The organism is Actinomadura vinacea (genome assembly GCF_039532545.1).
Lineage (GTDB): Bacteria > Actinomycetota > Actinomycetes > Streptosporangiales > Streptosporangiaceae > Spirillospora > Spirillospora vinacea.
Genome location: NZ_BAAARW010000050.1, coordinates 1 through 22,462, shown reverse-complemented (window position 1 = coordinate 22,462; position 22,462 = coordinate 1). Strand labels below are relative to the sequence as shown.

Here is a 22,462-nt window from a genome sequence, read left to right as displayed (position 1 = left end):
AGACGCGGCTCGGCGCGCTGTCCGGGCGTGGGCTTGTGCGGACGGGGCGCGGTTATGCTCGCCGGATGCGGCTCTCTCGGATCGCTCGTGCGTTCGGCTGGGTCGTCCTGGTGGGCGGGGCCGGGTACGTGCTGGTCTGGGTGACGGTCAGCCTGGTCATCCTGGCGATGAGCCAGGCGGCCCGGGGCGCCGAGCACGCCACCGCCCGGCATCAGGGCATGCCGTCCGCCGTGCCGGGGGTCGGTCACTTCTCGCGGGTGGACGACCATCTGTGGCGGGGCGCCGCGCCTTCCGCCGACGGCTACCGGCGGCTGGCCGAACTGGGCGTCCGCACGGTGATCGACCTGCGCGCCGAGCGGCTGCCGGCCGCCGCGCCGGGCGAGGCCGGGCCGACGGTGGTGCGGCTGCCGGTGCGGGACGGCCAGGCGCCCGGCCCCGAGCAGGTCAGGCGGTTCCTGGCGGTGGTGAACGGCGCCGCGGGCCCGGTGTTCGTGCACTGCGGCGCGGGCGTGGGGCGGACGGGATCGATGGCGGCGGCCTACCTCGTCCACACCGGGAAGGCCGACGCCCTGACCGCCACGCGGCGCAGCCTGGCGGTGGGTCCGCCGTCGTTGGAGCAGCTGGCGTTCATGCGGCGGCTGGACGGCCACCGGGTCCGGCGCCCCCCGGCGGCGCTGGTCGCGCTGAGCCGGGTCGCCGATTCGCCGCGCAGATCGTTGGCGCGGCTGCGAGGATAGGCTCGCGAGTCCAGCGGAGATCGGTTCGGGTTTCCGGTTGACACGGGGGCACCGATGACGGTTGATAGCACATGACCGGTCGCATTGCTCCCCGTGGCCGGGCGGGTCACTGAGAGATCAGTAATATGACCCGGGCGATACCCGGTAGTCACGGCAGTAGAACGATCACGGCGCATCGACCGCCTGTCACTGTTGGGGTGTGGACATGGAGGGTCGCGCGGACCGGACGACGCAGGGCCCGACGGCCCACGCCCCGCTCATCGGACGGCGGGCGGCGCTCCGCGTGCTGGACCAGGCACTCGACTCCGCCCTCGGCGGCTCCTTCCGGTTCCTGGCGCTGTCGGGGGACCCGGGGGCGGGCAAGACCCGGTTACTGGCCGAGCTGGCCGAGCTGGCCGAGGTCCGCAAGCTGCCGGTGCTGGGCGGCCGCGCCGCCGAGTTCGAGCAGCAGATGCCGTTCGGCGCCCTGGTGGACGCGGTCGACGACCGGCTGGAGCTCAACCGTCCCGCCCTCAACCTCGAGACGGCGCGGCTGCTGTCCACCGTGTTCCCCGCGCTGACCGGCGCGTGGACGGCGGGCCCGGCGAACGGCGCGCCGGCGGTCGCACCCGCGCGCGGTGACACGGGCGGCGGCCCCTTCGGCGTGGCCCGCTACCAGCTGCACCGTGCCGTGCGGCACCTGCTGGAGGAGCTTGCCGCCGACAACGGCCTGGTGCTCCTTCTGGACGACGTCCACTGGGCCGACGACGCCTCGATCGAGCTGCTGGGCTACCTGGTGCGGCACCCGCCTCGCGCCCGCATGCTGATCGGTGTGGCGTACCGGCCCGCGCAGGCCGCGCCGCGCCTGGCCACGCTGGTCGACATCGCGGGCGAGCACGGCGTCAGCGTCTCCGCCGACCCGTTCACCCCCGGCGAGGTCGAGGAGTTCCTGGGCCCGGACGTATCCCGGTCCCGCTCCCAGGCGCTGTACGAGGCCAGCGGCGGCAACCCGTTCTATCTGGAGGCACTGGCCCGCCGCCTGGGCGGCCGGGACGGCGCGTCCGAGCCGTCCCTGGCCGAGGAGCCGGGCTGGGGCGCGCTGTCCGACCTCGGCGAGATCACCGAGCTGCCGCCCGCGGTCCGCACCGCGCTGCAGGTGGAGCTGAGCGGCCTGGACGAGACGGCGCTGCTGGTGGCTCGTGCCGCCGCCGTCGCGGCCGACGAGTTCGAGCCCGCGCTGGCCGCGGCCGGGGCGGAGATAACCGAGGAGCGGGCGCTGGTCGCGCTCGACGACCTGGCCGCCCGCGACGTGGTGCGGCCCGCCTCGGCCGGGCGGTTCCGGTTCCGCCACCCGCTGGTCCGGCACGTGGTGTACGGCTCGGCCGCGGCGGGCTGGCGGCTGGGCTCGCACTCGCGGATCGCCCGCCATCTGGCCGAGCTGGGCGCCCCGGCCACGCTGCGCGCCCACCATGTGGAACGTTCGGCGGGCTACGGCGACCAGCCGGCGATCGCGACGCTGGTCGAGGCGGCCCGTACCGTCGCGCCGCAGGCCCCGGCGACCGCCGCGCACTGGCTGCGGGCCGCCCTGCGCCTCATGCCCGAGGACCCCGAGCCCGGCTCCGCGGCGGCGGGCGAGAACGGCGACGCGCCGCTGTCGCGGGTGCGGCTGCTGTCGGAGCTGGCGCACGCGCAGACGGTCAGCGGCCGGCTGCTGGAGGGCGTCGAGACCGCACGGACGCTGCTGCGGCTGCTGCCGCCCGGCGACCACGCCCGGCGCGCCCGCGCCGTCCAGATGTGCGCGGTCATCGAACGGCAGCTGCACCGCCACCAGGAGGCACGCGCACTGGTCCTGGACGAGCTGCGCCGCATCCCCGACCCGCAGGCGCCCGCGGCCGTGCTGCTGCGCGTCAGGCTGGTCGCCGACCGGCTGATGCGCGTCGACATCCGCGGTGCGCAGGCGGTGCTCGACCGGATGCCGGAGAACGCGCCCGACTGGGAACCCGGCCTGCGCCTCGCGGTGGCCTCGCTGCGGGTGATGCCCGCCTACGGCGGCGGGCGCAAGGCCGAGGCCGTCGCCTACGCCGAGGCGGCCGAGAAGGTGTTCGCCGCGGCGCCCGACAGCCACATCGCCGAGGCGCTCGACACCGTTCCGTGGCTGTGCTGGTCCGAGATCATGATGGGCCGCTACGACGACGCGCTGCGCCGCATCGAGCGCAGCATCGCCGTCGCCCGCAGCACCGGCCAGGCGTCCTACATCACCTACCTGCTGAACGCGCAGGCCCGCGCGTACACCCTGCTGGGCCGGCTGGCCGAGGCGGCGGACGCGGCCGAGGAGGCCACCGAGACCGCGCGGCTGCTGCGGTCGGGCGAGGCGCTGGTGTTCGGGCTGACCCAGCAGTGCCTGGTCGCGACGTGGTCGGGCGACCACGACCGGGCGCTGCGGCTGGGCGAGGAGGCCGTGGCCGGCGACCTGGGCGCCGGCGAGTGGTGGGGCGCGATGGCCCGCTTCGCCCACGGGGTCGCGCTGGTCAACTCCGGGCGCACCGAGGAGGGCGCGGCCGCCGCGCTGGAGGCCTGCGGCGATCCGGCCGCGCCCGAGCTCGACCCGTCCACGCTGCTGTCGTGTGCCGAGATGCTGGCGCAGATCGAGGCGTCCCGGGGGAAGGACGGCGACCCGGGCCGCTGGGCCGATATCGCGGACATGCTCGCGGAGATCGGGATGCCCGCCGACGCCGGTCTGGCGAAGCTCGCCCGCGCGCACGCCGCCCGCCCGTTCGACCCGGCCGCCGCGGCCGTGCTCGCCACCGAGGCCGCATCGCTGCTGGCCGCCGCCGGGCGGCGGCTGGAGGCGGGCCGGGCCGAGCTGGCGGCGGGCCTGGCGCACCAGGCCGCGGGCGAGCGCGACCCGGCGCGCGAGCGGCTGCGCGCCGCCGCGGAGCTGTTCGAGGCGTGCGGGGCGCAGGCGCTGCTCGCGCAGACGGCGCGGGAGCGGCGCCGGCTCGGGGTGCGGGTGGCCACGCCGCGCCGGGGCGGGCAGGGCGACGAGCCGTTCGGGCTGTCCCCGCGCGAGTACGAGATCGCCATGCTGGTCGCGCAGGGCTGCACCAACCAGCAGGTGGCCGAGAAGCTGTTCCTCAGTGTCCGGACGGTCGAGACGCACCTGTCGCGGGTGTTCACCAAGCTGGGGGTGACCTCGCGGGTGGGCGTCGCGACGGCGCTCAACGCCCGTCCCGGCGACCGCGACTCCTGACCGGGACCGCCCGTTCCTCGATCTCGCGGAACGGGTGCGGCGCCGTGCCGTGCGGCACAGATTCGTGCCAAGATCCGGACGAGAATGAACCGTTCGTGCGAAAACGGACTCCGACTTCGTACGGGGCCCGCGGACGGACCGCGGATTACGGGTTTTCCACGATGCCGCGCCGTCGTACGCGACTGCCATCGTTGGGACCGACATTGAGCCGGGAGGAAAGACACATGGCACGCCGAATCCGACGTTTCTCGGGTGAGGGCGTCAGAGACGCCGAGGTGTCGCTGCATCCGTTCACGACCGAGGACGACCTGCTGCTCTCGCTGTCGCGCTTCCACCGCGAGGACAGCGACGACGTCGTCCTGCTCATGCACGGGCTCACTTCCTCCAGCGACCTGTTCGCCATGCCCGAGATCTACAACATGGTGAGCTACCTGCTCGACAACGGCTTCGGCGACGTGTGGGCGCTCGACTTCCGGATGAGCAACCGCTTCCCGTACAACACCGGCGGGCGCCGCTGGTCCCTCGACGACATCGCGCTGTTCGACTACCCGGCCGCGATGGCCGAGCTGCGCCGCCACATCGGCGACCGCCGCGTGCATGTGTTCGCGCACTGCCTGGGCGCGCTGTCGTTCAGCATGAGCCTGTTCGGCGGCGTGGTGAAGGACGACCTGGCCAGCCTGGTGGTCAACAGCGTCTCCCTCACCCCGCGGGTGCCGCCGTGGTCGAAGGTCAAGATGGCGGTCGGCCCGGACTTCGCCGACTACGTCCTCGGCTCGCCCTACATCGACCCCCGGTTCAAGGACGCGCCCAAGTTCAGCGGCCGGTGGCTCATGTCCCAGGTCATCTCGGCGTTCCATCCCGAGTGCAAGGAGTCCGCCTGCCACATGCAGAGCTTCATGTGGGCGAGCGGCCGGCCCGGGTTCTTCATGCACGAGAACCTCGCGCCCGAGACCCACACCCACGAGCGGCTCGCCGACATCAACGGCGCGTCGACCGTGCACTACTACCGGCACATCCGCAAGATGGTGAAGGCCGGCAAGGCCGTCCGGTACGACCCGCGCGATCCCAAGCTCCGCGCGCTGCCGGCCAGCTACCTGGCCCGCGCCCGCGAGATCAGCACGCCGATCCTGTTCATCACCGGCGACCACAACCGGATCTTCACCGACTCCAACGTGGTGTGCCACGCGTTGCTGTCGAAGGTCGTCCCGGGCCGGCACGAGCTCGAGGTGCTGCCGGGCTACGGGCACATCGACCCGATCCTCGGCAAGAACGCCCACGAGCAGGTCTACCCGAGGATCCTCGCGCACTTCCAGAAGCACGCCACCGACCGGAAGGCCGCCTAGATGACCGAGGACGTGCGCACCGAGCACGCCGACGCGGTCGTCGTCGGCTCGGGGTTCGGCGGGTCGGTCGCCGCCTACCGGCTGGCCGAGGCGGGCAAGTCGGTCGTGCTGCTGGAACGCGGCCAGCCCTACCCGCCGGGCTCGTTCCCCCGCTCCCCCGCGGAGATGGGACGGGCCTTCTGGGACCCTTCGGCCGGCCTGTACGGCATGTATGACATCTGGAGCTTCAAGGGCTGCGACTCGGTCGTCTCCTCCGGCCTGGGCGGCGGTTCCCTCATCTACGCCAACGTGCTGCTGCGCAAGGACGAGCGCTGGTTCGTCCACGAGGGCCTGGACGGCGGCTACGACAACTGGCCGCTGTGCCGCGACGACCTCGACCCGCACTACGACCAGGTCGAGGAGATGATGGGCGCGACGCCCTACCCGCTCGACCGCGCCCCGTTCGACGACACCCCCAAGGCGCACGCGATGCAGGACGCCGCGGCCGAGCTGGGCCTGAACTGGGCGCTGCCGCCGCTGGCGGTCAGCTTCGCCCCCGAGCGCGGCGCGGCGCCGGGGGTCAGCCTGCCGATCGTCGACCCCGGCTACGGGAACCTGCACGGCGGGGGGCGGCGCACCTGCCGGCTGTGCGGCGAGTGCGACATCGGCTGCAACGAGGGGTCGAAGAACTCCCTCGACCACAACTACCTGTCGGCGGCCCGGTTCCACGGCGCCGACCTGCGCACCTCGCACGAAGTCAAGGCGATCCGGCCGCGGCGGGGCGGCGGCTACGCGGTCGACTACGTCCACCACGACCTCGAGCACAAGGCCAAGAAGCCGCCGGTCCGCACGATCACCTGCGACCGGCTGATCCTGGGCGCCGGCACCTACGGCACGAACTTCCTGCTGCTGAAGTCGCGCAAGGCGTTCCCGGGGCTGAGCCCGGTCCTGGGCTCGCGGTTCAGCGGCAACGGCGACCTGCTGACCTTCCTGCTGAAGGCGCGCGACCGCAACCGGGTCCGCCCGCTGGACGCCAGCCGCGGCCCGGTGATCACCAGCGCGATCCGGCTGCCGGACGAGCTGGACGGCCATCCAGGCGCCGGCCGCGGCGCCTACATCCAGGACGGCGGCTACCCGGGGTTCGTCGACTGGATGGTGCAGCCGTTCGATCTGGCCGACCAGATCGACCGCGCGGTGAAGTTCCTGTGGAGCCGCTTCACCGAGTTCTTCTCCGACAGGCCCGACACCAACCTGTCCAAGGAGCTGGCGGATCTGATCGGCGACGGGGCGCTGTCGGTCAGCTCGCTGCCGCTGCTGGGCATGGGCCGCGACACCGCCGACGGGCGGCTGGCGCTGAAGGACGGGCGGCTGGACGCCGACTGGTCGGCGGAGACCAGCACGGCGCACTTCGAGCGGCTGCGCACGACGATGCAGGGCATCGCCGACGTGCTGGGCGCCGAGTACGCCGACAACCCGATCTGGTTCCGCAAGCGGGTGATCACCGTTCATCCGCTGGGGGGCGCCCCGATGGGGCGGCACCCGATCGAGGGCGTCTGCGACGCCTTCGGCGAGGTGTTCGGCTTCCCCGGCCTCTACATCGCCGACGGGGCGGCGATGCCGGGGCCGGTGGGGCCGAATCCCTCGCTCACGATCGCCGCGATGGCCGACCGGATGGCCACGCGGATCCTGGAAGGCGAGTCCCGCCCCGCCGACACGGGGGCCGAGCCGGTGACGGGGACCGGCTCGCCCGGCGGGGCGGTGAACGGCAAGGCGTACGGCACCGGAACGGGGGAACCGATGGGGACCAGGGGACCGTCCCCGGAGGGGCCGGGCCGTACGTCGCTGTCGTTCACCGAGGAGATGAAGGGGTTCATCACCCTCGGGGCGACCGATCCGCGGGCGGGGGAGCTGGACGGGGGCCGCGAGCGGTTCTCGTTCCGGCTCACCATCACCGCCGAAGACGTGGATCGCTTCCTGGCCGAGCCCGAGCACACCGCGCGGGCCGAGGGGTGGGTGGAGGCCGCCGGTCACGGGGGTCGGCGGCCCGTCCAGCGGGGCTGGTTCAATCTCTTCGCGCCGGGGGGCGACGAAGACCGCCGGCTGATGAAGTACCGCCTGTACTTCGCCGACGAGCAGGACCGGCCCCGTACCCTCATCGGCCACAAGAACGTCCTGCACGGCCCGCCGACCCGTATCTGGCCCGACACCTCGACGCTGTACGTCCGCGTGCTGGACGGCCACGTCGAGGAGAGCACGGCGGAGAAGGCGGCCGATGAGGCGGCGGTCGTGGGCGCGGGCGTGCTGAACATCCATCTGGCCGATTTCGCCCGCCAGCTCACCACCTTCCGCACGGCGGGCCCCGAAGGCGCGGCGGCCCTGGCCTCCTTCGGCCGCTTCTTCGCCGGCGAGCTATGGGAGGTCTACGGCCCCGACTTCGGCTGAGCGGGGCCGTCCACAGACGACGCGGGTGGAGAGAACTGCGGGGTGCTCTCCACCCGCGTCCTTTCGTTGCGATCAACAGGTCACCGGCGGCCGGGGCAGGGAAGGCGGCCGCGGTAGACGCCTCTCGCCTGGTCGATGAGGTCCAGGTGGTCGTCCGGTTGCCCGCCGTTCTCGAACCGGCTGTGGACGCCCAGGAGCTCCTCCAGGCGGTCGAGGTAGTCCAGGCACCAGGGCAGGAGCACCTCGCGGACGGCGGGCCGTATCTCAGCTTCCTTCGCGGCCGGAAGTGGACGAGGCGGAACGGGCGCGGAAGGCCGCCGTCTTGACGCGGTTCTGGCAGGCGGTGGAGCAGTAGCGGCGGGTGCCGTTGCGGGAGGTGTCGACGTACACGCGGTCGCAGGCGGGGGCGGTGCAGACGCCGAGGCGGTCGTGCAGTTCGCTGCCGATGACGACGGCCAGGCTGGTGGCGCACGGGCCCGCCCACGAGTCGGCGAAGGTGACGTCGGTGCCGTGGAAGTGCAGGTGCCAGGGCTCGCCGTCGTGGCGGGCGAGCATGGGACGGGCGCGGGTGTCCTCCAGCATGCGGTTGACGAGGGTGGCGGCGGCGTCCACGTCTCCGGCCGCGGCGGCGTCGAACACCTCCCGGAGCGCCTGCGCGACCGGGACCAGTGCGGCGGCCTGCTCCTCGGTGACCTCGGCGTTGCGGGGATCGGTCACGCGCAGCGCCGCGCCGACGGCGGCGGTGCGTTCGGACGGCCCGGGGGCCGGGTACGGGCGGCCGCGGCGCTCGCCGGGGGTGAGGGCGTTGACCAGGCCGACGGTGGCGGTCACCGCCGAATCGGTGTGACTGTCGAAGTTCACTTGACCGGTTACATCCTTGCGTCGTAGCGTTGGCGCGACATCGGTAACTATCCAAAGTCTATATGACAGTGACTGGAGGATTCGTGACCATGCTCGCACGCGCCGTGGCCGACCGCTGGATCGAGCGCTGGGACCGCCAGCAGGAGGGCTACCTGCCCGATCGCGAGGACCGGTTCACCGCGCTGATCGACGCCGTGGAGGCCGGCACCGCCCGTCCCGACCCGCTGGTGCTCGACCTGGGCTGCGGACCCGGCTCGCTGGCCGGGCGGCTGCTGGACCGGCTGCCGGACGCCACCGTGATCGGCATCGACACGGACCCGCTGCTGCTGGCCCTGGGCCGGTCCGTGCACGCGGACCGTCCCGGGCTCGGCTTCACCGACCTGGACCTGCGCGTACCGGGCTGGGCGGCGCGGCTGCGCCTGGACCGCCAGGTGGACGCGGCGGTGAGCACCACCGCGCTGCACTGGATCTCCGGTCACCAACTGGCCGTCACCTACGGCGAACTGGCCACGGTGATGCAGCCGGGCGGGCTGTTCCTCAACGGCGACCATCTGGGCGTCGACGACACCGCCCCGGCCCTGGCCGGGCTGGACCGCGCGCTGCGCGACCTGCGGACCAGGCGGCGCTTCCGAGACGACCGTCCCGAGGACTGGGAGCAGTGGTGGGACGCCGTCGCCGCCGACCCCGACCTGGCCCCGCTCAGGCAGTCCCACGACGGCGCGGCCGCGGGGCACCACGGCTCGGAGTCGGGCCTGCTCTCCACACATGTCGCCGCGTTGACGGACGCGGGGTTCACCGAGATCGGCACGCTGTGGCAGCGCGGCGACGACCGCCTGCTCGCGGCCGTGCTCGGCTGAGCGGGGAGGGGCGGCCGGAGGTGGTCACATCCCGAGCAACGTGCGCTTCGCGGCGGTGAACTCCTCGTCGGTCAGGACGCCCTGGCGGTGCAGTTCGCCGAGTTCGCGCAACCGCCGCACCATGGCGTCGGGGTCGGCGGCCGCGTCGGCGGGTCGGCCCGCCCCGTCCGGGGCGGGCTCGAGCGCGGCCTTCCCGCCGCCGGTCCCGGACGGGTGCGGGAGCCGGGCCAGCACGGCGGCGGCGAGCAGCGCCGTCGTGCCCCCCTCCTTCTGGATGCCCCAGGAGAGGGCGCGCGGGTCCTCTTCCGGGGAACGGTCCGGGCCGGGGGTGCGAAGCCTGAAGCGCAGGTACCCGTACCCCATGCCGACCTGGCGGACCCATTCGACGCCGGTGAGATCCTTCAGCTCGAACACCTGCGTGCCCGCGTCCGTCTTCGATCCGCTGGCCAGCCAGTTCCACTCCAGGCGGACGCGCTCGCCGTCGAAGGAGGCGGTGCCGTCCCCGGCGGTGGCGGTCAGCGGGACGCCGGGGCCGGGCAGGACATAGCGGTCGCAAGGGCCTTCGGGGATCTCCCAGACCAGCAGGGAGTTGCGGACATCGTCGACGAGGAACTCGGCGGCGCCGGTACGGTCTGCGCCGATGGCCAGCGTGTACGGGTCGGCGGAGTCGGGCAGCCCGCCGGCGACGGCCTGGGAGAGCGGGTCGGCGCCGTCCCGCAGGCGCAGCCTGAGCCGCCCGCCCTTGCGCCCAGGCTCGTAGGTCACGCCCCGGATGGCCTCCAGCGGCACGACCAGTTCGCCGAGCGCCTTGCGCAATTTGTGCACCGAACGGTCGTGACCGGGCACGATCCGTACGACTTCGCCGTCGAAGGTCCAAGCCCCGTCTTTGGAGGCCACTTCCGCCATAGATGGATATTAGGGCGTACGTCCGGTCTTGCGGGTCGGGCGGCGGGTCCGTCCCCACGGTTTGTAGATCGACAGCACGGTCATGAAGAGGTAGCAGCTCAAGGACACCACGGGTGCGGCGAGCAGGCCGTCGGCGGATTCGCCGGCGCTCGGGTGCTCGGCCATGACCCCGGCGGCCGCCTGGTTCAGGCCGTCGCGCAGCGAGAACACGGTCAGCGCGGCGGTGATGACGGTGAGCACTAGCTTGACCAGCACCCAGCGGTAGCGGACCAGGCCCCACTTGGTGCCCACGCCCAGCGCCACGCCGCTGACCAGGGCGAGCAGGCTCGCCGGGATCAGCACCGTGTCGCCGATCATGTTCATGGACAGGTAGGCGGTGCGCAGCGTGACCGGGTCGTCGCTGGTGAAGCCGGTGATGCTCAGCGCGAGCAGGCCGATGTCCAGGCCCAGCCAGGTCATGGAGCTGACCACGTGCAGCAGCAGGATCGCCTTGCGGGTCCGCGGGGAGAAGCGCGGGCGCTGACGCGGCCGCGTGCGGGCCGGCCCTGGCGCCGCCGGGGTGGTCGCGGTCTCGGACGTCGTCTCGGGCGCGGTCGGCTGTGTCGTTGTCATGCCGCCGACGGTGCCGGTACGGTCCGCCGCGACGCATCGCATCACCGGCTGCTTCGCCGGTACGACGGGTGCGGTAGCCGCGCGCGCCCCGGCTACCGCACCCGTCGTAGCCGGGGTCAGCCGGGCGGCTGCCCGTAGAAGCGGCCGACGTGCAGCCGGACGACCCTGCGCCGCTCGGCGACCATGGCGCGCCGGTAGTCGTCCCAGTCGGGGTGCTCGCCGCGGATGGCGCGGTAGAGGTCGATCAGCTCCGCCACGGCGTCGTCGTGCGGGTCGGCGGCCACCGCCGACAGTTCGGCGTCGCCCTCGGCGACCGCCCACGACCAGCCGTCGGGGGCGCTGACGTGCAGGCTGGCGCGGGGGTCGCGGCTGAGGTTGCGCGCCTTGGCCCGGTCGTCGGTGATCGAGATGCGGACCAGCCGGCGGGCCGGGTCGAAGTGGTAGATGATGTTGGACAGCTGGGGCCGCCCGTCCCGTTTGAGCGTGGCCAGCACGCCCAGCTCGCGCTCGGCCACCAGCGCGGCCAGCGCCGCCTCGTCCGCCATGTCGGGTCTCCTCTCGTCGCCGCGTCGTCCGGGGTCGCCGTACCCCGCTGGTGGACGTTCATGATCGGAACGGTGCGTCAGGGCAGCGGAAGGCGCACGGAAGTGGTGAAGCCCTCCCCCGGCGCGGTGTCCACCGCGACGGTGCCGCCGTGGGCCTCGACCGCGGCCCGGACGATCGCCATCCCCAGCCCGCTGCCGCCCCCGCTCTCGCCCGCGCGGAAGAAGCGGTCGAACACGCGCTCGGCGTCGCCGGGGTCCATGCCCGGTCCGTCGTCGCCGACCTCCAGCACCGCGCGGCCCGGCTCCCGCCGCAGGACGATGCGCACCCGGGCGTCCTCGGGGGTGTGGGCCCGCACGTTGGCCAGCAGGTTCCCGGCGATCTGCGTCAGGAGGGCCGCGTCGCCGTCGACCGTGAGGCCGTCTTCGGGCACGTCCACCTGCACGGGCCGGGCCGGTTGCACGGCGCGCAGGTCCGCGGCGGCGTCGCGCACGACGCGGGCCAGGTCGACCGGCGCGGGACGCAGCTCGGGCGACTGGTCGAGCCGGGCGAGTGCGAGCAGGTCGTCCACGAGCCGGGCCATCCGGTCGGCCTCGGCGGCCATCCGCCGCATCGCGCGGTCGCGTTCGGGACCGTCCAGCATGCCCTTGTCGGCCAGCTGGAGATAGCCGCGGATGGCGGCGAGCGGGGTGCGCAGCTCGTGGGAGGCGTCGGCGACGAACCGGCGCAGCTGCCGGCCGCTGTTCTCGCGTATCTCGAAGGCCGACTCGATCTGGTGCAGCATCGCGTTCAGGGCCCCGCGCAGCTCCTCCACCTCGGCGCTGGCGGGGCCGCGGCCCGCGATGCGCCGGGTCAGGTCGCCCTCGGCGATCGCGGACGCGGTGCCGACCATGTCGCCGAGCGGGCGCAGCCTGCGCCGCGCTCCGGCCCGCGACACCGCGGCCAGGACCAGCAGCAGCACGGTGCCGGCGCACGCGTTCAGCAGTATCAGGCGCCGGACGGCGCGGTCCCGGGGCTCCAGCGACAGGGCGAGGAGCACGTAGTTGCCGTCGGAGAGCCGCAGGACCGTGATCCTGTACAGCGTGCCGCCGCTCTGCACGGTCTGCGGCTCGCCGTCGGACAGCCGGGCGGGGTCTCCGGCGGCGCGCGCCAGGGACTTCTGCAGGGCGCCCGGGGGCAGCGAACGTCCCAGTGGCAGGGCCTGGCCGGCGGGCGAGAGGGGAACGAAGGCCAGGTCGCGGTCCGTGGCCGGTGCGACGCCCGTCCCGGTGCCCTGGAACGGCGCGCCGAGCGCCGCGCCGGCGTCCGCGACGGCCTGGATGCGGGCCACGTCGGTGTTCAGGCCCTGGACGGCGCGGCGCGCGTCGCCCAGGGTCTCGTCGGCCGCGCGCAACATGAACCGGTCGAGCCCTTCCAGGCCGGCCACGCAGAGCAGCGCCAGCCCCACCGCGAGCAGGGCCACGTTCGCGGTGGTGAGCTGCGAGCTCAGCGACCGCGGCCGGCGCCGCCGGCCGAGGCGGATCATTCGGCCGACCGCAGCCGGTAGCCCATCCCGCGCCTGGTCACGATCAGCGGCGGGCCGAGCGGGTCCAGCTTGCGGCGCAGGTAGCCGATGTAGGTCTCCACCACGGTGGACTCGCCGGAGAAGCCGAACCGCCAGACCTCGCGCAGGATCTCCTCCTTGGTGGCGACCCGGCCGGCGTTGAGCATCAGGTAGCGCAGCAGGGCGTACTCGGTGGGCGTGAGCTCCACCGGCGTGCCCGCCCGCCGCACGGTGCAGGTCGCCTCGTCCATCTCCACGTCGCCGTGCCGCAGCACCGCCGGCGGCGGGCTCTGCCGGCGCGCGCGGCGCAGCACCGCCCGCACCCGCGCCACCACCTCGTCGATGTTGAACGGCTTGGTGATGTAGTCGTCGCCGCCCAGCGCGAGCCCGCCGACGATGTCGGCCGGGGCGTCCCGCGCGGTCAGGAAGACCACGGGGACGTCCTCGCGTTCGGCGCGGACGGTGCGGCACACCTGCCAGCCGTTGCCGTCCGGCAGCATCACATCGAGCAGCAGCAGGTCGGGACGGTGCTTGCGGGTCAGCTCGACGGCCCGCGCGCCGGTGCCGGCGCGCAGCACCCGGAAGCCGTGGAACTCCAGCGTGATCCGCAGGATGTCGGCCAGGCTCGGCTCGTCCTCGACCACGAGCACGGTCGGTGCGTCCATCGCCTGCCCCGTTTCGTCCGGTTCCCGCGGCTCGTGCCGCCGTTCCTTCGCTGCCGCCTCCAGTATCGGGCGGGTGGGGCGCCGGTGCCTCTGAGCACGTTCGGAGGAACTTGAGAATCGGTTGTGAAAGGCCGTCGCGGCATGGCCGGGCGGGTGCCGGCCGCCGAAGCTGAGGCTCGTTACCTTGTCCTTCCACGAAGACAGGAGCCTCATCGTGGTCTCTACGGCGCGCTGGTGTTTCCGGCATCGCCTTCTCGTCCTGCTGCTGTGGGCGGCCGCGCTCGGCGGCGCGGTCCTGGCCGGTCAGGCGGCCGGCAGCGAGTACAGCAACGACTTCAAGCTGCCGGCGTCGGAGTCGGTCCGGGCCGCCGACCTGATGCGGGCGGCCTTCCCGCAGCAGTCGGGCGACACCGACGTCATCGTGTGGCGGACCGGTGGCACCGAGCCGCGCGACGTCCGGGACGCTGCCGTCCGCGACCGGATGCGGGCCGCCCTGGACCGGATCGCGACGCTGCCGGACGTCGGCCAGGTGGTGAGCCCGTACGCGCCGGAGGGCGCCGGGCAGATCACCGCCGACGGGCGCACCGCCTACGCGCAGGTCGCCTTCACCCGTCCGGCCGACGACCTGGCCACCGACCGGATCAAGCGGGTCGTGGACACCGCCAGGTCCGCCGCGACGCCGGGGCTGCGGGTCGAGGTCGGCGGGCAGGCGGCCGGCCGCTCCGACCAGCCCCCGCCCCACCTGTCGGAGTTCGTCGGGCTCGCCGCCGCGGCGGTGGTGCTCTTCCTGGCGTTCGGATCGTTCCTGGCGATGCTGCTGCCGCTGGTCACGGCGATGTTCGGCGTGGGGCTGGGCCTGATGGGGATCGGGCTGCTCAGCCACGTGCTGACCGTCCCGGACGCCGCGCTGCTGCTGAGCACCCTCATCGGCCTGGGCGTCGGCATCGACTACGCGCTGTTCATCGTGTCCCGGCACCGGGCCGGGCTGCGCGAGGGGCTGCCGCCGGAGGACTCCGCGATCCTCGCGGCGCGCACCTCGGGCCGGTCGGTGCTGTTCGCCGGGGGCATCGTGTGCGTGGCGCTGCTCGGCATGATCGCCATGGGCCTGGAGTTCCTGAACGGCGTCGCGGTGGCCACCTGCCTGACCGTGCTGCTGAGCGTCGTCGCCGCGCTCACGCTCCTGCCGGCGCTGCTCGGCCTGCTGGGCATGCGGGTGCTGAGCCGCCGCGAACGCCGCCGGCCCGCCGCGTCCGGGACCGGCGCCGAAGACGACGCGGGCGGCCGGCGGAGCCCCGCCACGCGCCTGGCCGACGTCGTGCAGCGCCGTCCCAGGATCCTGGCCGCCGCCGCGCTGGTGCTGGTCGCGGCGCTGTCGCTGCCCGCGTTCGCGCTGCGGCTGGGGATGAGCGACCAGGGCACGCTGCCGGAGTCCAGCACCGCGCGCCGCGCGTATGACCTGCTGGCCGACGGGTTCGGGCCGGGCTTCAACGGCCCGCTGCAACTGGTGGTCCGCGAGCGCGGCGGGAGCGGCGGGCCGGTGCCGCCGGACGCGGTGGAGCGGCTGGCGGCCGAGCTCCGCGCGACGCGGGGCGTGGCGAGGGCCGACGCGGTGCCGCTGCCCGCGCAGGCCGGCCCGGGCGCCGGCAAGGCCGCGGGCACGTCGGGCGGTGCGGCGCCGCGGATCGCGATCGTCGCGGTGGTGCCCGCGACCGCGCCGCAGGACGCCCGCACCGACGCGCTGATCGACCGGCTCCGCGACGGCGCGGCGGCCCGCGACCGGTCGCTGGAGGTGCTGGTGGGCGGCGGCACGGCGATCAACAAGGACCTGGCCGCGGAGCTGACCTCCCGGCTGCCGCTGTTCCTCGGCACGATCGTCGCGCTGGGGTCGCTCCTGCTGCTGGCGGCCTTCCGCAGCCTGGTGCTGCCGCTGCTGGCCGCGGCGATGAACGTGGCCGCCGCGGGCGCCGCGTTCGGCATCACGGTGGCGCTGTTCCAGTGGGGGTGGGGCACCGGCGTGCTCGGCATCGGCAAGCCGGTGCCGATCACCTCGTTCCTGCCGATCATCATGATCGCGATGCTGTTCGGCCTGTCCATGGACTACCAGGTGTTCCTGACCGGGCGGATGCGCGAGGAGTGGCTGCGGACCGGGGACGCGCGGCGCGCGGTGCACGCGGGGCTGGCCCGCGGCGGCGGGGTGATCGCCTCGGCCGCGGTCATCATGATCTCGGTGTTCGGGGCGTTCGTGCTCAGCGGCGACATGGAGGGCATGCTGGTCGGCGCCGGGCTGGCGGGGGCGGTGGCGGTGGACGCCTTCGTGCTGCGCTCGGTGCTCGTGCCCGCCGTGCTGACGATGCTCGGCGAGGCGACCTGGTGGCTGCCGTCCCGGCGGGTCAGGCGCGCTGCCGGATCAGCTGCGGGAAGTCGATGACGCGTGCCCCCGGGGGCGGGGCGGACCGGTCGCCCGGCCCGCCCCTGTCCGCGCGGCGCCCGTCCCGGCCGGGGGCGCCGTGCGCCTCGGTCCGGCCGGTGAGGATGTGGCCCCGGAACGCCGTGCCCTTCGCGGTGACCTTGACGGCCTGGAACGCGGCGGGCGGCAGCGAGCAGAAGCCGGTGCGCACGACGTCGCCGTACAGCGACTCCGAGACGACGTAGGCCAGGTCGCGCCCGGGGTCGTCGGCCAGGAGCCGGCGCAGCGGCGCCGAGTCCAGCAGCCGCTGCACCACGATGGGCGCGTCGCCGGCGGGCCCGAACGGACCGGCGGTCATGGTGCCGTGGTGGAGGGCGAGCCGTACCCGCAGCGGCGGCCCGTCCTCCCGCGCGCCGTTGAGCGCGCGCAGTTCGGAGGCCAGGCCGATGACGAAGTCGCCGGCCACCGGGGCGGGGTCGACGCCCTCGGGGAGGGTGGCCAGCTCGCCGTCGCCGCCGACCTGCTTGTCCCAGCGGGCGCGCTCCAGGCCGATGCCCAAGGCGGCCCGGTCCAGCGCCCGGGTCAGCGAATGCTGCGCCTGCAACTGCTCGCGGGTGCTCCGTTTGCTGTACGCCTGTATGTCCACGGCCAGAAGCAGCCGGTAGACCAGTTCGTTCCCGTTCACTCCCGATCGCCTCTCGGTCCTCCGAGCGAATCGGGCCGGTTGCCCTCATTCGCTCCACATGCGGAGTGAGTGTTCGCCTCGTGCGGAGGACCTCCGCGATGGTCCCGCGGTCGCCCCGGTGGCACCTCCTCCTGCTGTCGTGTGATGCCGTCGACCGCCCTCTTGGACGTGGGGCCCAGGCGCGACAGTCGCAAAGGTAAGTAAAACCTCCCGAACAAGTAAGGGAGAAACACGAACAAGCCGGTCAGAAGCCGCCGACCGCCCAAGAAAGGCGCCCGGTCCGACTCCCGGCATTGAACCCCGCCCGCCGCATCCGCGTACAGCATCCCGACAGGCACCCCTGGTAACCCGGAAGGAAGCCGCCCATGACACTCCGGCGACGAGTCGCCCCGATCGGCGTCTCGGTGGTGGCGGGGATCACGCTGACGGCCTGCAGTGTGAGCTCCGGCGGTATGCCCATCAGCGCGCTGGAGAACGGCGACGGCTACGGCAAGCCCGTCAACGGCGAGCCCCCCTCGGCCGCCCAGGGCAGCGGAGCCCCCGGCAACGGCGCGCCGGTCGGCGTCACCAGGCTGCACGTCAACGTCGCGGGCACGCTCGGCAGCGTCGTCGTCGACAACGACGGCCGCACCCTCTACCGCTACGACCGGGACCGCGCCCGCCCGTCGGCCAGTACCTGCACGGGCACGTGCACCCGGATGTGGCCGCCGGTGCGCTGGACGCCGACACTGCGGGCCAGCGGCGGCGTCAACCCCGCGTCGGTCGGACGGGTCCGGCGCCCCGACGGCACCCTGCAGCTCACGGTGAACGGCTGGCCGATGTACCGCCATGCGCAGGACACCGCGCCGGGCGACGCGACCGGCCAGGGCACATCGGGAGCGTGGTTCGCCGCCAGGCCCAACGGCACCCGGGCGGGCTTCACCCAGGGCATCCCCGTGCCGCCCGGTTACGGCCCCGGCGGCACGCCCCCCGCCCCCGGCAGCGTTGGCGCGGCACCCGGCGGCACGATCCCCAACAGCACGGCCCCCGCCCCCGGCGGCACGGGCAACGTCCCCAACGGGACAGGCAACGCCCCCAACGGCACGGGCAACGCCCCCGGTGGGACGGGCACCGCCCCTGGCGGCACAGGCACGACGCAAGGCGGCGGGGGGTCCGCGCCCGGTGGCGCCACCTCCGGCGGCGCGGGCTCTGGCGCTCCCCCGGGTTCCTGAGCCGGTACCCGAGCCCCCGCAAACCCCGCATCCCACAGCCGGAGACCCCCGATGGCCCACAGATCCTCGACGACCGCGGCACCGACCCGTGACAAGGCGCAGGCCCCCACCGGCCCCTGGAGCTGGTTCCGCGGCCCGCGTCCCGGCGGCGCCGTGGACGACCAGGTGCTGGTGAACGAGCTGTACCGGGTGTACGGCCGGCCGCTGCTGTCGTTCGTGCTGCGGCTGACCGGCGGCGACCGGCACTGGGCCGAGGACGTGGTGCAGGAGACCATGATCCGCGCCTGGCGGAGCGCGCACCAGCTGGACGCCAACGCCACGTCCCTGCTGCCGTGGCTGGCCACGGTGGCACGGCGCATCGTGATCGACGACCAGCGCCGCAAGAACGCCCGGCCGCAGGAGGCGGGCGAGGGCCCGCTGGAGAACATGCGCGCCCCTGACGGGTTGGAGGATCTTCTGCGTTCCGTGGTCGTCTCCGAAGCCCTCCTGTCGCTGTCCCCCGCGCACCGCGAGATCCTCAATGAGACCTTCTTCCGGGACCGTTCGGTGAACGAGGCCGCCAAGGCCCTCGGGATCCCCGTGGGCACGGTCAAGTCCCGGGTCTACTACGCGCTCCGGGCGCTGCGCGTCGCCCTGGAGGAGAGGGGCGTGACGCCATGAGCGCGACGATCCAGCACACCGATGTGGGCGCGTACGCGCTCGGGCTGCTCGAGCAGCCCGACCGGCGCGCCTTCGAGATGCATCTGTCGGCCTGTCCCTCCTGCCAGCGGGAGCTGGGCGCGCTGCGCGGCCTGGCCGCCACGCTGGACGGGCTGCCGCCGATCACCGAGGACCCGATGCCGCCCGCCCAGCCCGATCCGACGGTGGTGTCGGACCTGCTGCTGCGCCGCCGGCGCGTGAACCGCCGCCGGCGGGTGTCGCAGGCGCTGGTGGGCGTGGCCGCGGGCCTGGTCCTGATGGGCGGCGCGGCCGGGCTCGGCGTCACGGTCGGCGCCGACCGGGAGGAGACGCCGCCGGTGGTGGAGAGCGGCGTGGACAGCCTGCTCCGCAACGGCCACCAGGTCGCGGCCACCGCTCCCGGCACCGGGGTCACCGGCCAGGTGGCGATGGAGCGCAAGCAGTGGGGCAGCGTGGTCGGGCTGCGGCTGAGCCGGGTGCGCGGCCCGCTGGAGTGCGAGCTGGTCGCGGTCGACAGGAGGGGACGGTCGCACGTGGTCGCGGGCTGGTCCGTCCCGCCGAAGGGGTACGGGTTCCCCGGCTCGCCGCCGGCGCTGACCCTGCAGGGCGGCACCGCCCTCAACCCTGACGAGATCGCCCGGTTCGAGGTGCGCACGATCGGCGGGGGCCGGACGCTCCTCACCGTCCCGGCCACCTGAGCCCGGGCGGGGCCCGGCTAGCCTGGAGCTGTGAGTGCCGCCCGATCCGATGCCACGGCCGCCCGGCCGCCCCGGCTGATGCTGCCCGGCCTGCGCGAGGTGTACGGGGCGTACGCGCGCGCCGCCGACGAGCTGCCCGCCCTGCCCGGCGCGCTGCAGGCGGAGGTGTGGGCCTCCGCCCAGCTGGGCGCGCTGGAGTCGGCCGCGCCGCACGCGCAGGGCCGGCGGGCCGCGCTCGGCGACCTGGTCACCGTCCTGCGGAGGGCCGGGACGCCCGGTTCGCTGTCGTTCCTGCGCGTGCTGGCGGCGATCGGCCCCGCCGAGATCCGCGGCGTCGCCGGCCGCGCGGCCGGTGAGCTGCGCGGGCTGCCCGAGCCGCCGTGGGCGGACGCGCTGGGCGCGGTCACGCCCGGGCAGGTGTGGCTGATCCAAAAAGGGCCGCTGGACGGCGACCGGCTGATCTGCGAGTTCCGGTACGCGGGCGGCGCCGATCTGCACGCGCTGGCGGTGCGGCTGTCCTACAGCGACGCCCCGGGCGAGGTCGTGGTGGTCGGGGACGTGCGCGCGCTGATGGCCGCGGCGCGGCAGGCGATGCAGGCGGAGCTGTGCGTGGTGCAGCCCCATGACCCGGCGGCCGTGGGGCCGCGGCTGCGCGCCGCGCTCGACGGCGCGCCGCCCTTCCCGGAGGACTGCTACCCGGCGCTGGCGCTGGCCCGCCACCGGGCGTCCCTCCTCCCCTGACGGCTCAGCGGCCCATGGCGCGGTAGCGGCGCACCGAATCCGTGATGGCGCTTGTCCCGCGCCTGCTACCTGCGAATTCGTCGGAGCGATCAAGCGCGTGTGGCGACGAACGGCGGAACCCGGCTGAATCATCGGGCGCGGAGCGTCGACCGCAGGCCATGGTCCGGCGGTTCCGACCTGCTGTGTACGGGTCCCGCGCCCCGGGGCACCGGGCGGGCGCGCGATCTCTGCCAGGATGGAAGCCGTGACGACCGAGTACAGCGGCGCGGGCGATCCCAAGCGCAGCGTCGAGCTGCTGTGGGGCGTCCAGCCCAGGCCGCGGCGCGGGCCCCGGCCGCGGCTGACCGCGGCGGACATCGTCACCACGGCGATCGCCGTCGCCGACGCCGACGGCCTGGACGCGCTGTCGATGCGCCGGATCGCCGAGACGCTCGGCGTCGCCCCGATGTCGATCTACACCTACGTGCCGGGCAAGTCCGAGCTGATCGACCTGATGCTCGACCGCGCGTACGGCGAGCTCGACCCCTCCGGCGGCGATCACGACGGGCCGGGCGGCGGGGAGCAGGCCGGGTGGCGCGAGCGGCTGGAGCGCATCGCGCGCGACCACTGGGAGCTCTTCCACCGGCATCCGTGGATGCTGCAGGTCGCCACGGGACGGCCCCCGTTGGGCCCGAACCTGCTGGACAAGTACGAGCGCGAGCTGCGCGCCGTCGACGGCCTCGGCCTCGGCGACCTGGAGATGGACTCGGTGGTGGCCCTGGTGACCGGGTTCGCCGAGAGCTCGGCGCGGACGTCGGTGAACGCCGCGCGGGCCGAGCAGCGCACCGGGATGAGCGACCGGCAGTGGTGGGAGGCGGTCGCACCCGTCCTGCAGGAGCTCGTCGACCCCGCCCGCTATCCGCTGGGGACGCGGGTCGGCGCGGTCGCCGGCCAGGAGCACGGCGCCGCCTTCGGCCCCGGCCACGCCTTCGAGTTCGGGCTGGAACGCGTCCTGGACGGCATCGGGGCCCTGATCGATTCCCGCGACGGCCCTGGGGCGTCCTAGGGCTTGCGGGGGTTGGTGCGCCGGGTGGGTTCTGCGTGGGCGGGGTCCTCGGGCCAGGGGTGGCGCGGGTAGCGGCCGCGGAGTTCGGCGCGCACGGCCTTGTAGCCCTCCCGCCAGAACGAGGCGAGGTCGGCGGTGACCGCCGCCGGCCTGCCCGCCGGGGACAGCAGGTGCACCACCAGCGGCACCCGGCCCCCGGCCAGCAGCGGGGCGGCCTCCCAGCCGAACAGCTCCTGCAGCTTCACCGCCAGGACGGGCCGCTCTCCGGAGTAGTCGACGCGGATCCGCGAGCCGCTGGGGACCTCGACGCGCTCGGGGGCCAGCTCGTCCAGGCGCACGGCGCACTCCCACGGCAGCAGTCCGCGCAGCGCGGACGCGACGTCGAGGCGGGCCAGGTCGGCGCGGCGGCGGGCGCCGGAGGCGGCGAGCCAGTCCTCGGCGTGCTCCAGCAGCGCGGCGTCGTCCATCGCGGGCCACGGATCCCCCAGCGCGCGGTGGCAGAAGGCCAGGCGTTCGCGCAGGGCGGTGGCCGCGGGCGTCCAGGTGAGGAGGGCCGGTCCTGCGGCGCGCAGGCCGTCTGCCAGTGCGGCGCGCACGCGGCCGGGGTCGGGGTCGGCCAGGGGTTCGGCGGACAGTTCGATGGCGCCGAGGCGTTCGACCCGGCGGGCCACGACGTCGCCGTCCCGCCAGGCGATCTCGTCGCCGGCGGCCAGCAGCGGCGCGGCGGCGAGCCGGGCGACGTCCTCGTCGATCACCACGGCGTGCCGGACGCGGGCGGAGGCGGACCCGGCGGGACGATCGGCGGTCGCGACCGCCAGCCATTGGGGACGCGCGTTCGCCAGCGCGGAGCCCTGGGCGAGGACGGCTCCGGTGCCGGACGCCATGAGGTGGCCTTCCCCGGACGCACCGCCCGGCCGGGCCCGCGCGACGCGTTCGGGGAAGGCCAGCGCGACCACGGTGCCGGCCGCGGTGTCGTCGTCCAGGCGCACCGTCCCGGCGGCGGGCGCGCCGCCGGCGTGCACGTCACCACCGGGCGCGCCGCCGGCGTGCACGTCACCACCGGGCGCGTCACCGCCGGGCGCGTCACCGCCGGGCGGCTCGGCGAGGGCCCTGCGGAGGCGGCGCACCTCGTCGCGCCAGCGGGCGGCGTGGGCGTCGGCGGGCGGGCCCTCGCGGCGCAGCGCCCGCCAGACGGCGGCGAGCTCGTCCCCGGCGGCGCGCGGCGGGGGCTCCGGCAGCAGCGCCTCGACCTGCGCCGCGGTCCGCGCGCCGACCGCGCG

The 22,462-nt window shown here is 74.6% G+C and carries 20 protein-coding genes; 11 read left to right on the top strand and 9 right to left on the bottom strand.

Features of this window, described 5'->3' with window-relative positions; translation table 11 throughout:
* Window positions 1-65 precede the first annotated feature (65 nt).
* From ABD340_RS46780 to ABD340_RS46765, 4 genes are all read left to right on the top strand, one after another.
* On the top strand, window positions 66-737 hold the full coding sequence (locus ABD340_RS46780) for a fused DSP-PTPase phosphatase/NAD kinase-like protein (RefSeq protein WP_344598550.1): 672 nt from the start codon (window positions 66-68) through the stop codon (window positions 735-737).
* Window positions 738-942: 205 nt separating this feature from the next.
* Complete coding sequence (locus ABD340_RS46775; RefSeq protein WP_344598549.1) at window positions 943-3,966, top strand: helix-turn-helix transcriptional regulator; 3,024 nt, start codon at window positions 943-945, stop codon at window positions 3,964-3,966.
* A 224-nt stretch (window positions 3,967-4,190) separates the two neighbouring features.
* A complete protein-coding gene (locus tag ABD340_RS46770; RefSeq protein WP_344598547.1) occupies window positions 4,191-5,309 on the top strand; it encodes an alpha/beta fold hydrolase in 1,119 nt (372 codons plus the stop codon).
* Complete coding sequence (locus tag ABD340_RS46765; protein WP_344598546.1) at window positions 5,310-7,730, top strand: GMC oxidoreductase; 2,421 nt, start codon at window positions 5,310-5,312, stop codon at window positions 7,728-7,730.
* A gap of 80 nt (window positions 7,731-7,810) precedes the next feature.
* Here ABD340_RS46765 and ABD340_RS46760 read toward each other — a convergent pair whose 3' ends face one another.
* Together ABD340_RS46760 and ABD340_RS46755 are read right to left on the bottom strand one after the other, a co-directional pair.
* A complete protein-coding gene (locus ABD340_RS46760) occupies window positions 7,811-7,972 on the bottom strand; it encodes a hypothetical protein (protein WP_344598544.1) in 162 nt (53 codons plus the stop codon).
* Window positions 7,973-7,994: 22 nt separating this feature from the next.
* A complete protein-coding gene (locus ABD340_RS46755) occupies window positions 7,995-8,591 on the bottom strand; it encodes a CGNR zinc finger domain-containing protein (protein ID WP_344598543.1) in 597 nt (198 codons plus the stop codon).
* Between the two features lie 89 nt (window positions 8,592-8,680).
* Between ABD340_RS46755 and ABD340_RS46750 the strand changes: the two genes are divergently transcribed.
* A complete protein-coding gene (locus ABD340_RS46750; RefSeq protein WP_344598773.1) occupies window positions 8,681-9,448 on the top strand; it encodes a class I SAM-dependent methyltransferase in 768 nt (255 codons plus the stop codon).
* 24 nt (window positions 9,449-9,472) lie between these two features.
* Here the strand turns inward: ABD340_RS46750 and ABD340_RS46745 are convergent, their stop codons facing one another.
* From ABD340_RS46745 to ABD340_RS46725, 5 genes are all read right to left on the bottom strand, one after another.
* Window positions 9,473-10,354 carry a DUF4429 domain-containing protein gene (locus tag ABD340_RS46745; protein ID WP_344598541.1) on the bottom strand — a complete coding sequence of 294 codons (882 nt, stop codon included), beginning with the start codon at window positions 10,352-10,354 and terminating at the stop codon, window positions 9,473-9,475.
* Window positions 10,355-10,363: 9 nt separating this feature from the next.
* Window positions 10,364-10,966, bottom strand: a complete 603-nt coding sequence (locus ABD340_RS46740; RefSeq protein WP_344598539.1) for a SirB2 family protein — start codon at window positions 10,964-10,966, stop codon at window positions 10,364-10,366.
* A 116-nt stretch (window positions 10,967-11,082) separates the two neighbouring features.
* Window positions 11,083-11,511, bottom strand: coding sequence for a PPOX class F420-dependent oxidoreductase (locus tag ABD340_RS46735; protein ID WP_344598537.1), 429 nt, complete (start codon window positions 11,509-11,511; stop codon window positions 11,083-11,085).
* A gap of 77 nt (window positions 11,512-11,588) precedes the next feature.
* The gene (locus ABD340_RS46730) at window positions 11,589-13,034 is read right to left on the bottom strand and encodes a sensor histidine kinase (protein WP_344598535.1); all 1,446 of its coding nucleotides are present in this window, start codon (window positions 13,032-13,034) and stop codon (window positions 11,589-11,591) included.
* The gene (locus ABD340_RS46725) at window positions 13,031-13,717 is read right to left on the bottom strand and encodes a response regulator transcription factor (RefSeq protein ID WP_344598534.1); all 687 of its coding nucleotides are present in this window, start codon (window positions 13,715-13,717) and stop codon (window positions 13,031-13,033) included. Before ABD340_RS46725 ends, ABD340_RS46730 begins: the two co-directional genes overlap by 4 nt.
* Before the next feature lie 214 nt (window positions 13,718-13,931).
* Here ABD340_RS46725 and ABD340_RS46720 point away from each other — a divergent pair, with 214 nt between their 5' ends.
* The gene (locus tag ABD340_RS46720) at window positions 13,932-16,145 is read left to right on the top strand and encodes an MMPL family transporter (RefSeq protein ID WP_344598532.1); all 2,214 of its coding nucleotides are present in this window, start codon (window positions 13,932-13,934) and stop codon (window positions 16,143-16,145) included.
* On the opposite strand, the gene ABD340_RS46715 is transcribed toward ABD340_RS46720, so the two are convergent.
* Complete coding sequence (locus tag ABD340_RS46715; RefSeq protein WP_344598530.1) at window positions 16,108-16,809, bottom strand: nucleotidyl cyclase domain-containing protein; 702 nt, start codon at window positions 16,807-16,809, stop codon at window positions 16,108-16,110. The two genes, ABD340_RS46720 and ABD340_RS46715, sit on opposite strands and share 38 nt — an antisense overlap.
* Before the next feature lie 365 nt (window positions 16,810-17,174).
* Here ABD340_RS46715 and ABD340_RS46710 point away from each other — a divergent pair, with 365 nt between their 5' ends.
* From ABD340_RS46710 to ABD340_RS46690, 5 genes are all read left to right on the top strand, one after another.
* Entirely contained in the window at window positions 17,175-18,020 is an 846-nt protein-coding gene (locus tag ABD340_RS46710) for a hypothetical protein (RefSeq protein ID WP_344598528.1), read from the top strand.
* Between the two features lie 51 nt (window positions 18,021-18,071).
* Window positions 18,072-18,680, top strand: a complete 609-nt coding sequence (locus ABD340_RS46705; RefSeq protein WP_344598526.1) for a sigma-70 family RNA polymerase sigma factor — start codon at window positions 18,072-18,074, stop codon at window positions 18,678-18,680.
* Window positions 18,677-19,396, top strand: a complete 720-nt coding sequence (locus tag ABD340_RS46700) for an anti-sigma factor (protein WP_344598524.1) — start codon at window positions 18,677-18,679, stop codon at window positions 19,394-19,396. The genes ABD340_RS46705 and ABD340_RS46700 overlap by 4 nt, the downstream gene beginning before the upstream one ends.
* 30 nt (window positions 19,397-19,426) lie before the next feature.
* On the top strand, window positions 19,427-20,137 hold the full coding sequence (locus ABD340_RS46695) for a hypothetical protein (protein WP_344598522.1): 711 nt from the start codon (window positions 19,427-19,429) through the stop codon (window positions 20,135-20,137).
* Window positions 20,138-20,381: 244 nt separating this feature from the next.
* The gene (locus ABD340_RS46690) at window positions 20,382-21,182 is read left to right on the top strand and encodes a TetR/AcrR family transcriptional regulator (RefSeq protein WP_344598520.1); all 801 of its coding nucleotides are present in this window, start codon (window positions 20,382-20,384) and stop codon (window positions 21,180-21,182) included.
* On the opposite strand, the gene ABD340_RS46685 is transcribed toward ABD340_RS46690, so the two are convergent.
* Window positions 21,179-22,462: ATP-dependent helicase C-terminal domain-containing protein (locus tag ABD340_RS46685; RefSeq protein ID WP_344598518.1), on the bottom strand; the 1,284-nt coding region annotated here is incomplete at its 5' end. The genes ABD340_RS46690 and ABD340_RS46685 overlap by 4 nt on opposite strands.

Excerpts from the sequence above, each read along its gene's own strand:
- ABD340_RS46775 (WP_344598549.1), top strand. The coding sequence starts at position 943 with ATGGAGGGTCGCGCGGACCGGACGACGCAGGGCCCGACGGCCCACGCC.
- ABD340_RS46710 (WP_344598528.1), top strand. The coding sequence starts at position 17,175 with ATGACACTCCGGCGACGAGTCGCCCCGATCGGCGTCTCGGTGGTGGCG.
- ABD340_RS46735 (WP_344598537.1), bottom strand. The coding sequence starts at position 11,511 with ATGGCGGACGAGGCGGCGCTGGCCGCGCTGGTGGCCGAGCGCGAGCTG.
- ABD340_RS46750 (WP_344598773.1), top strand. The coding sequence starts at position 8,681 with ATGCTCGCACGCGCCGTGGCCGACCGCTGGATCGAGCGCTGGGACCGC.
- ABD340_RS46740 (WP_344598539.1), bottom strand. The coding sequence starts at position 10,966 with ATGACAACGACACAGCCGACCGCGCCCGAGACGACGTCCGAGACCGCG.
- ABD340_RS46780 (WP_344598550.1), top strand. The coding sequence starts at position 66 with ATGCGGCTCTCTCGGATCGCTCGTGCGTTCGGCTGGGTCGTCCTGGTG.
- ABD340_RS46770 (WP_344598547.1), top strand. The coding sequence starts at position 4,191 with ATGGCACGCCGAATCCGACGTTTCTCGGGTGAGGGCGTCAGAGACGCC.
- ABD340_RS46730 (WP_344598535.1), bottom strand. The coding sequence starts at position 13,034 with ATGATCCGCCTCGGCCGGCGGCGCCGGCCGCGGTCGCTGAGCTCGCAG.
- ABD340_RS46705 (WP_344598526.1), top strand. The coding sequence starts at position 18,072 with ATGGCCCACAGATCCTCGACGACCGCGGCACCGACCCGTGACAAGGCG.
- ABD340_RS46725 (WP_344598534.1), bottom strand. The coding sequence starts at position 13,717 with ATGGACGCACCGACCGTGCTCGTGGTCGAGGACGAGCCGAGCCTGGCC.
- ABD340_RS46745 (WP_344598541.1), bottom strand. The coding sequence starts at position 10,354 with ATGGCGGAAGTGGCCTCCAAAGACGGGGCTTGGACCTTCGACGGCGAA.
- ABD340_RS46765 (WP_344598546.1), top strand. The coding sequence starts at position 5,310 with ATGACCGAGGACGTGCGCACCGAGCACGCCGACGCGGTCGTCGTCGGC.
- ABD340_RS46700 (WP_344598524.1), top strand. The coding sequence starts at position 18,677 with ATGAGCGCGACGATCCAGCACACCGATGTGGGCGCGTACGCGCTCGGG.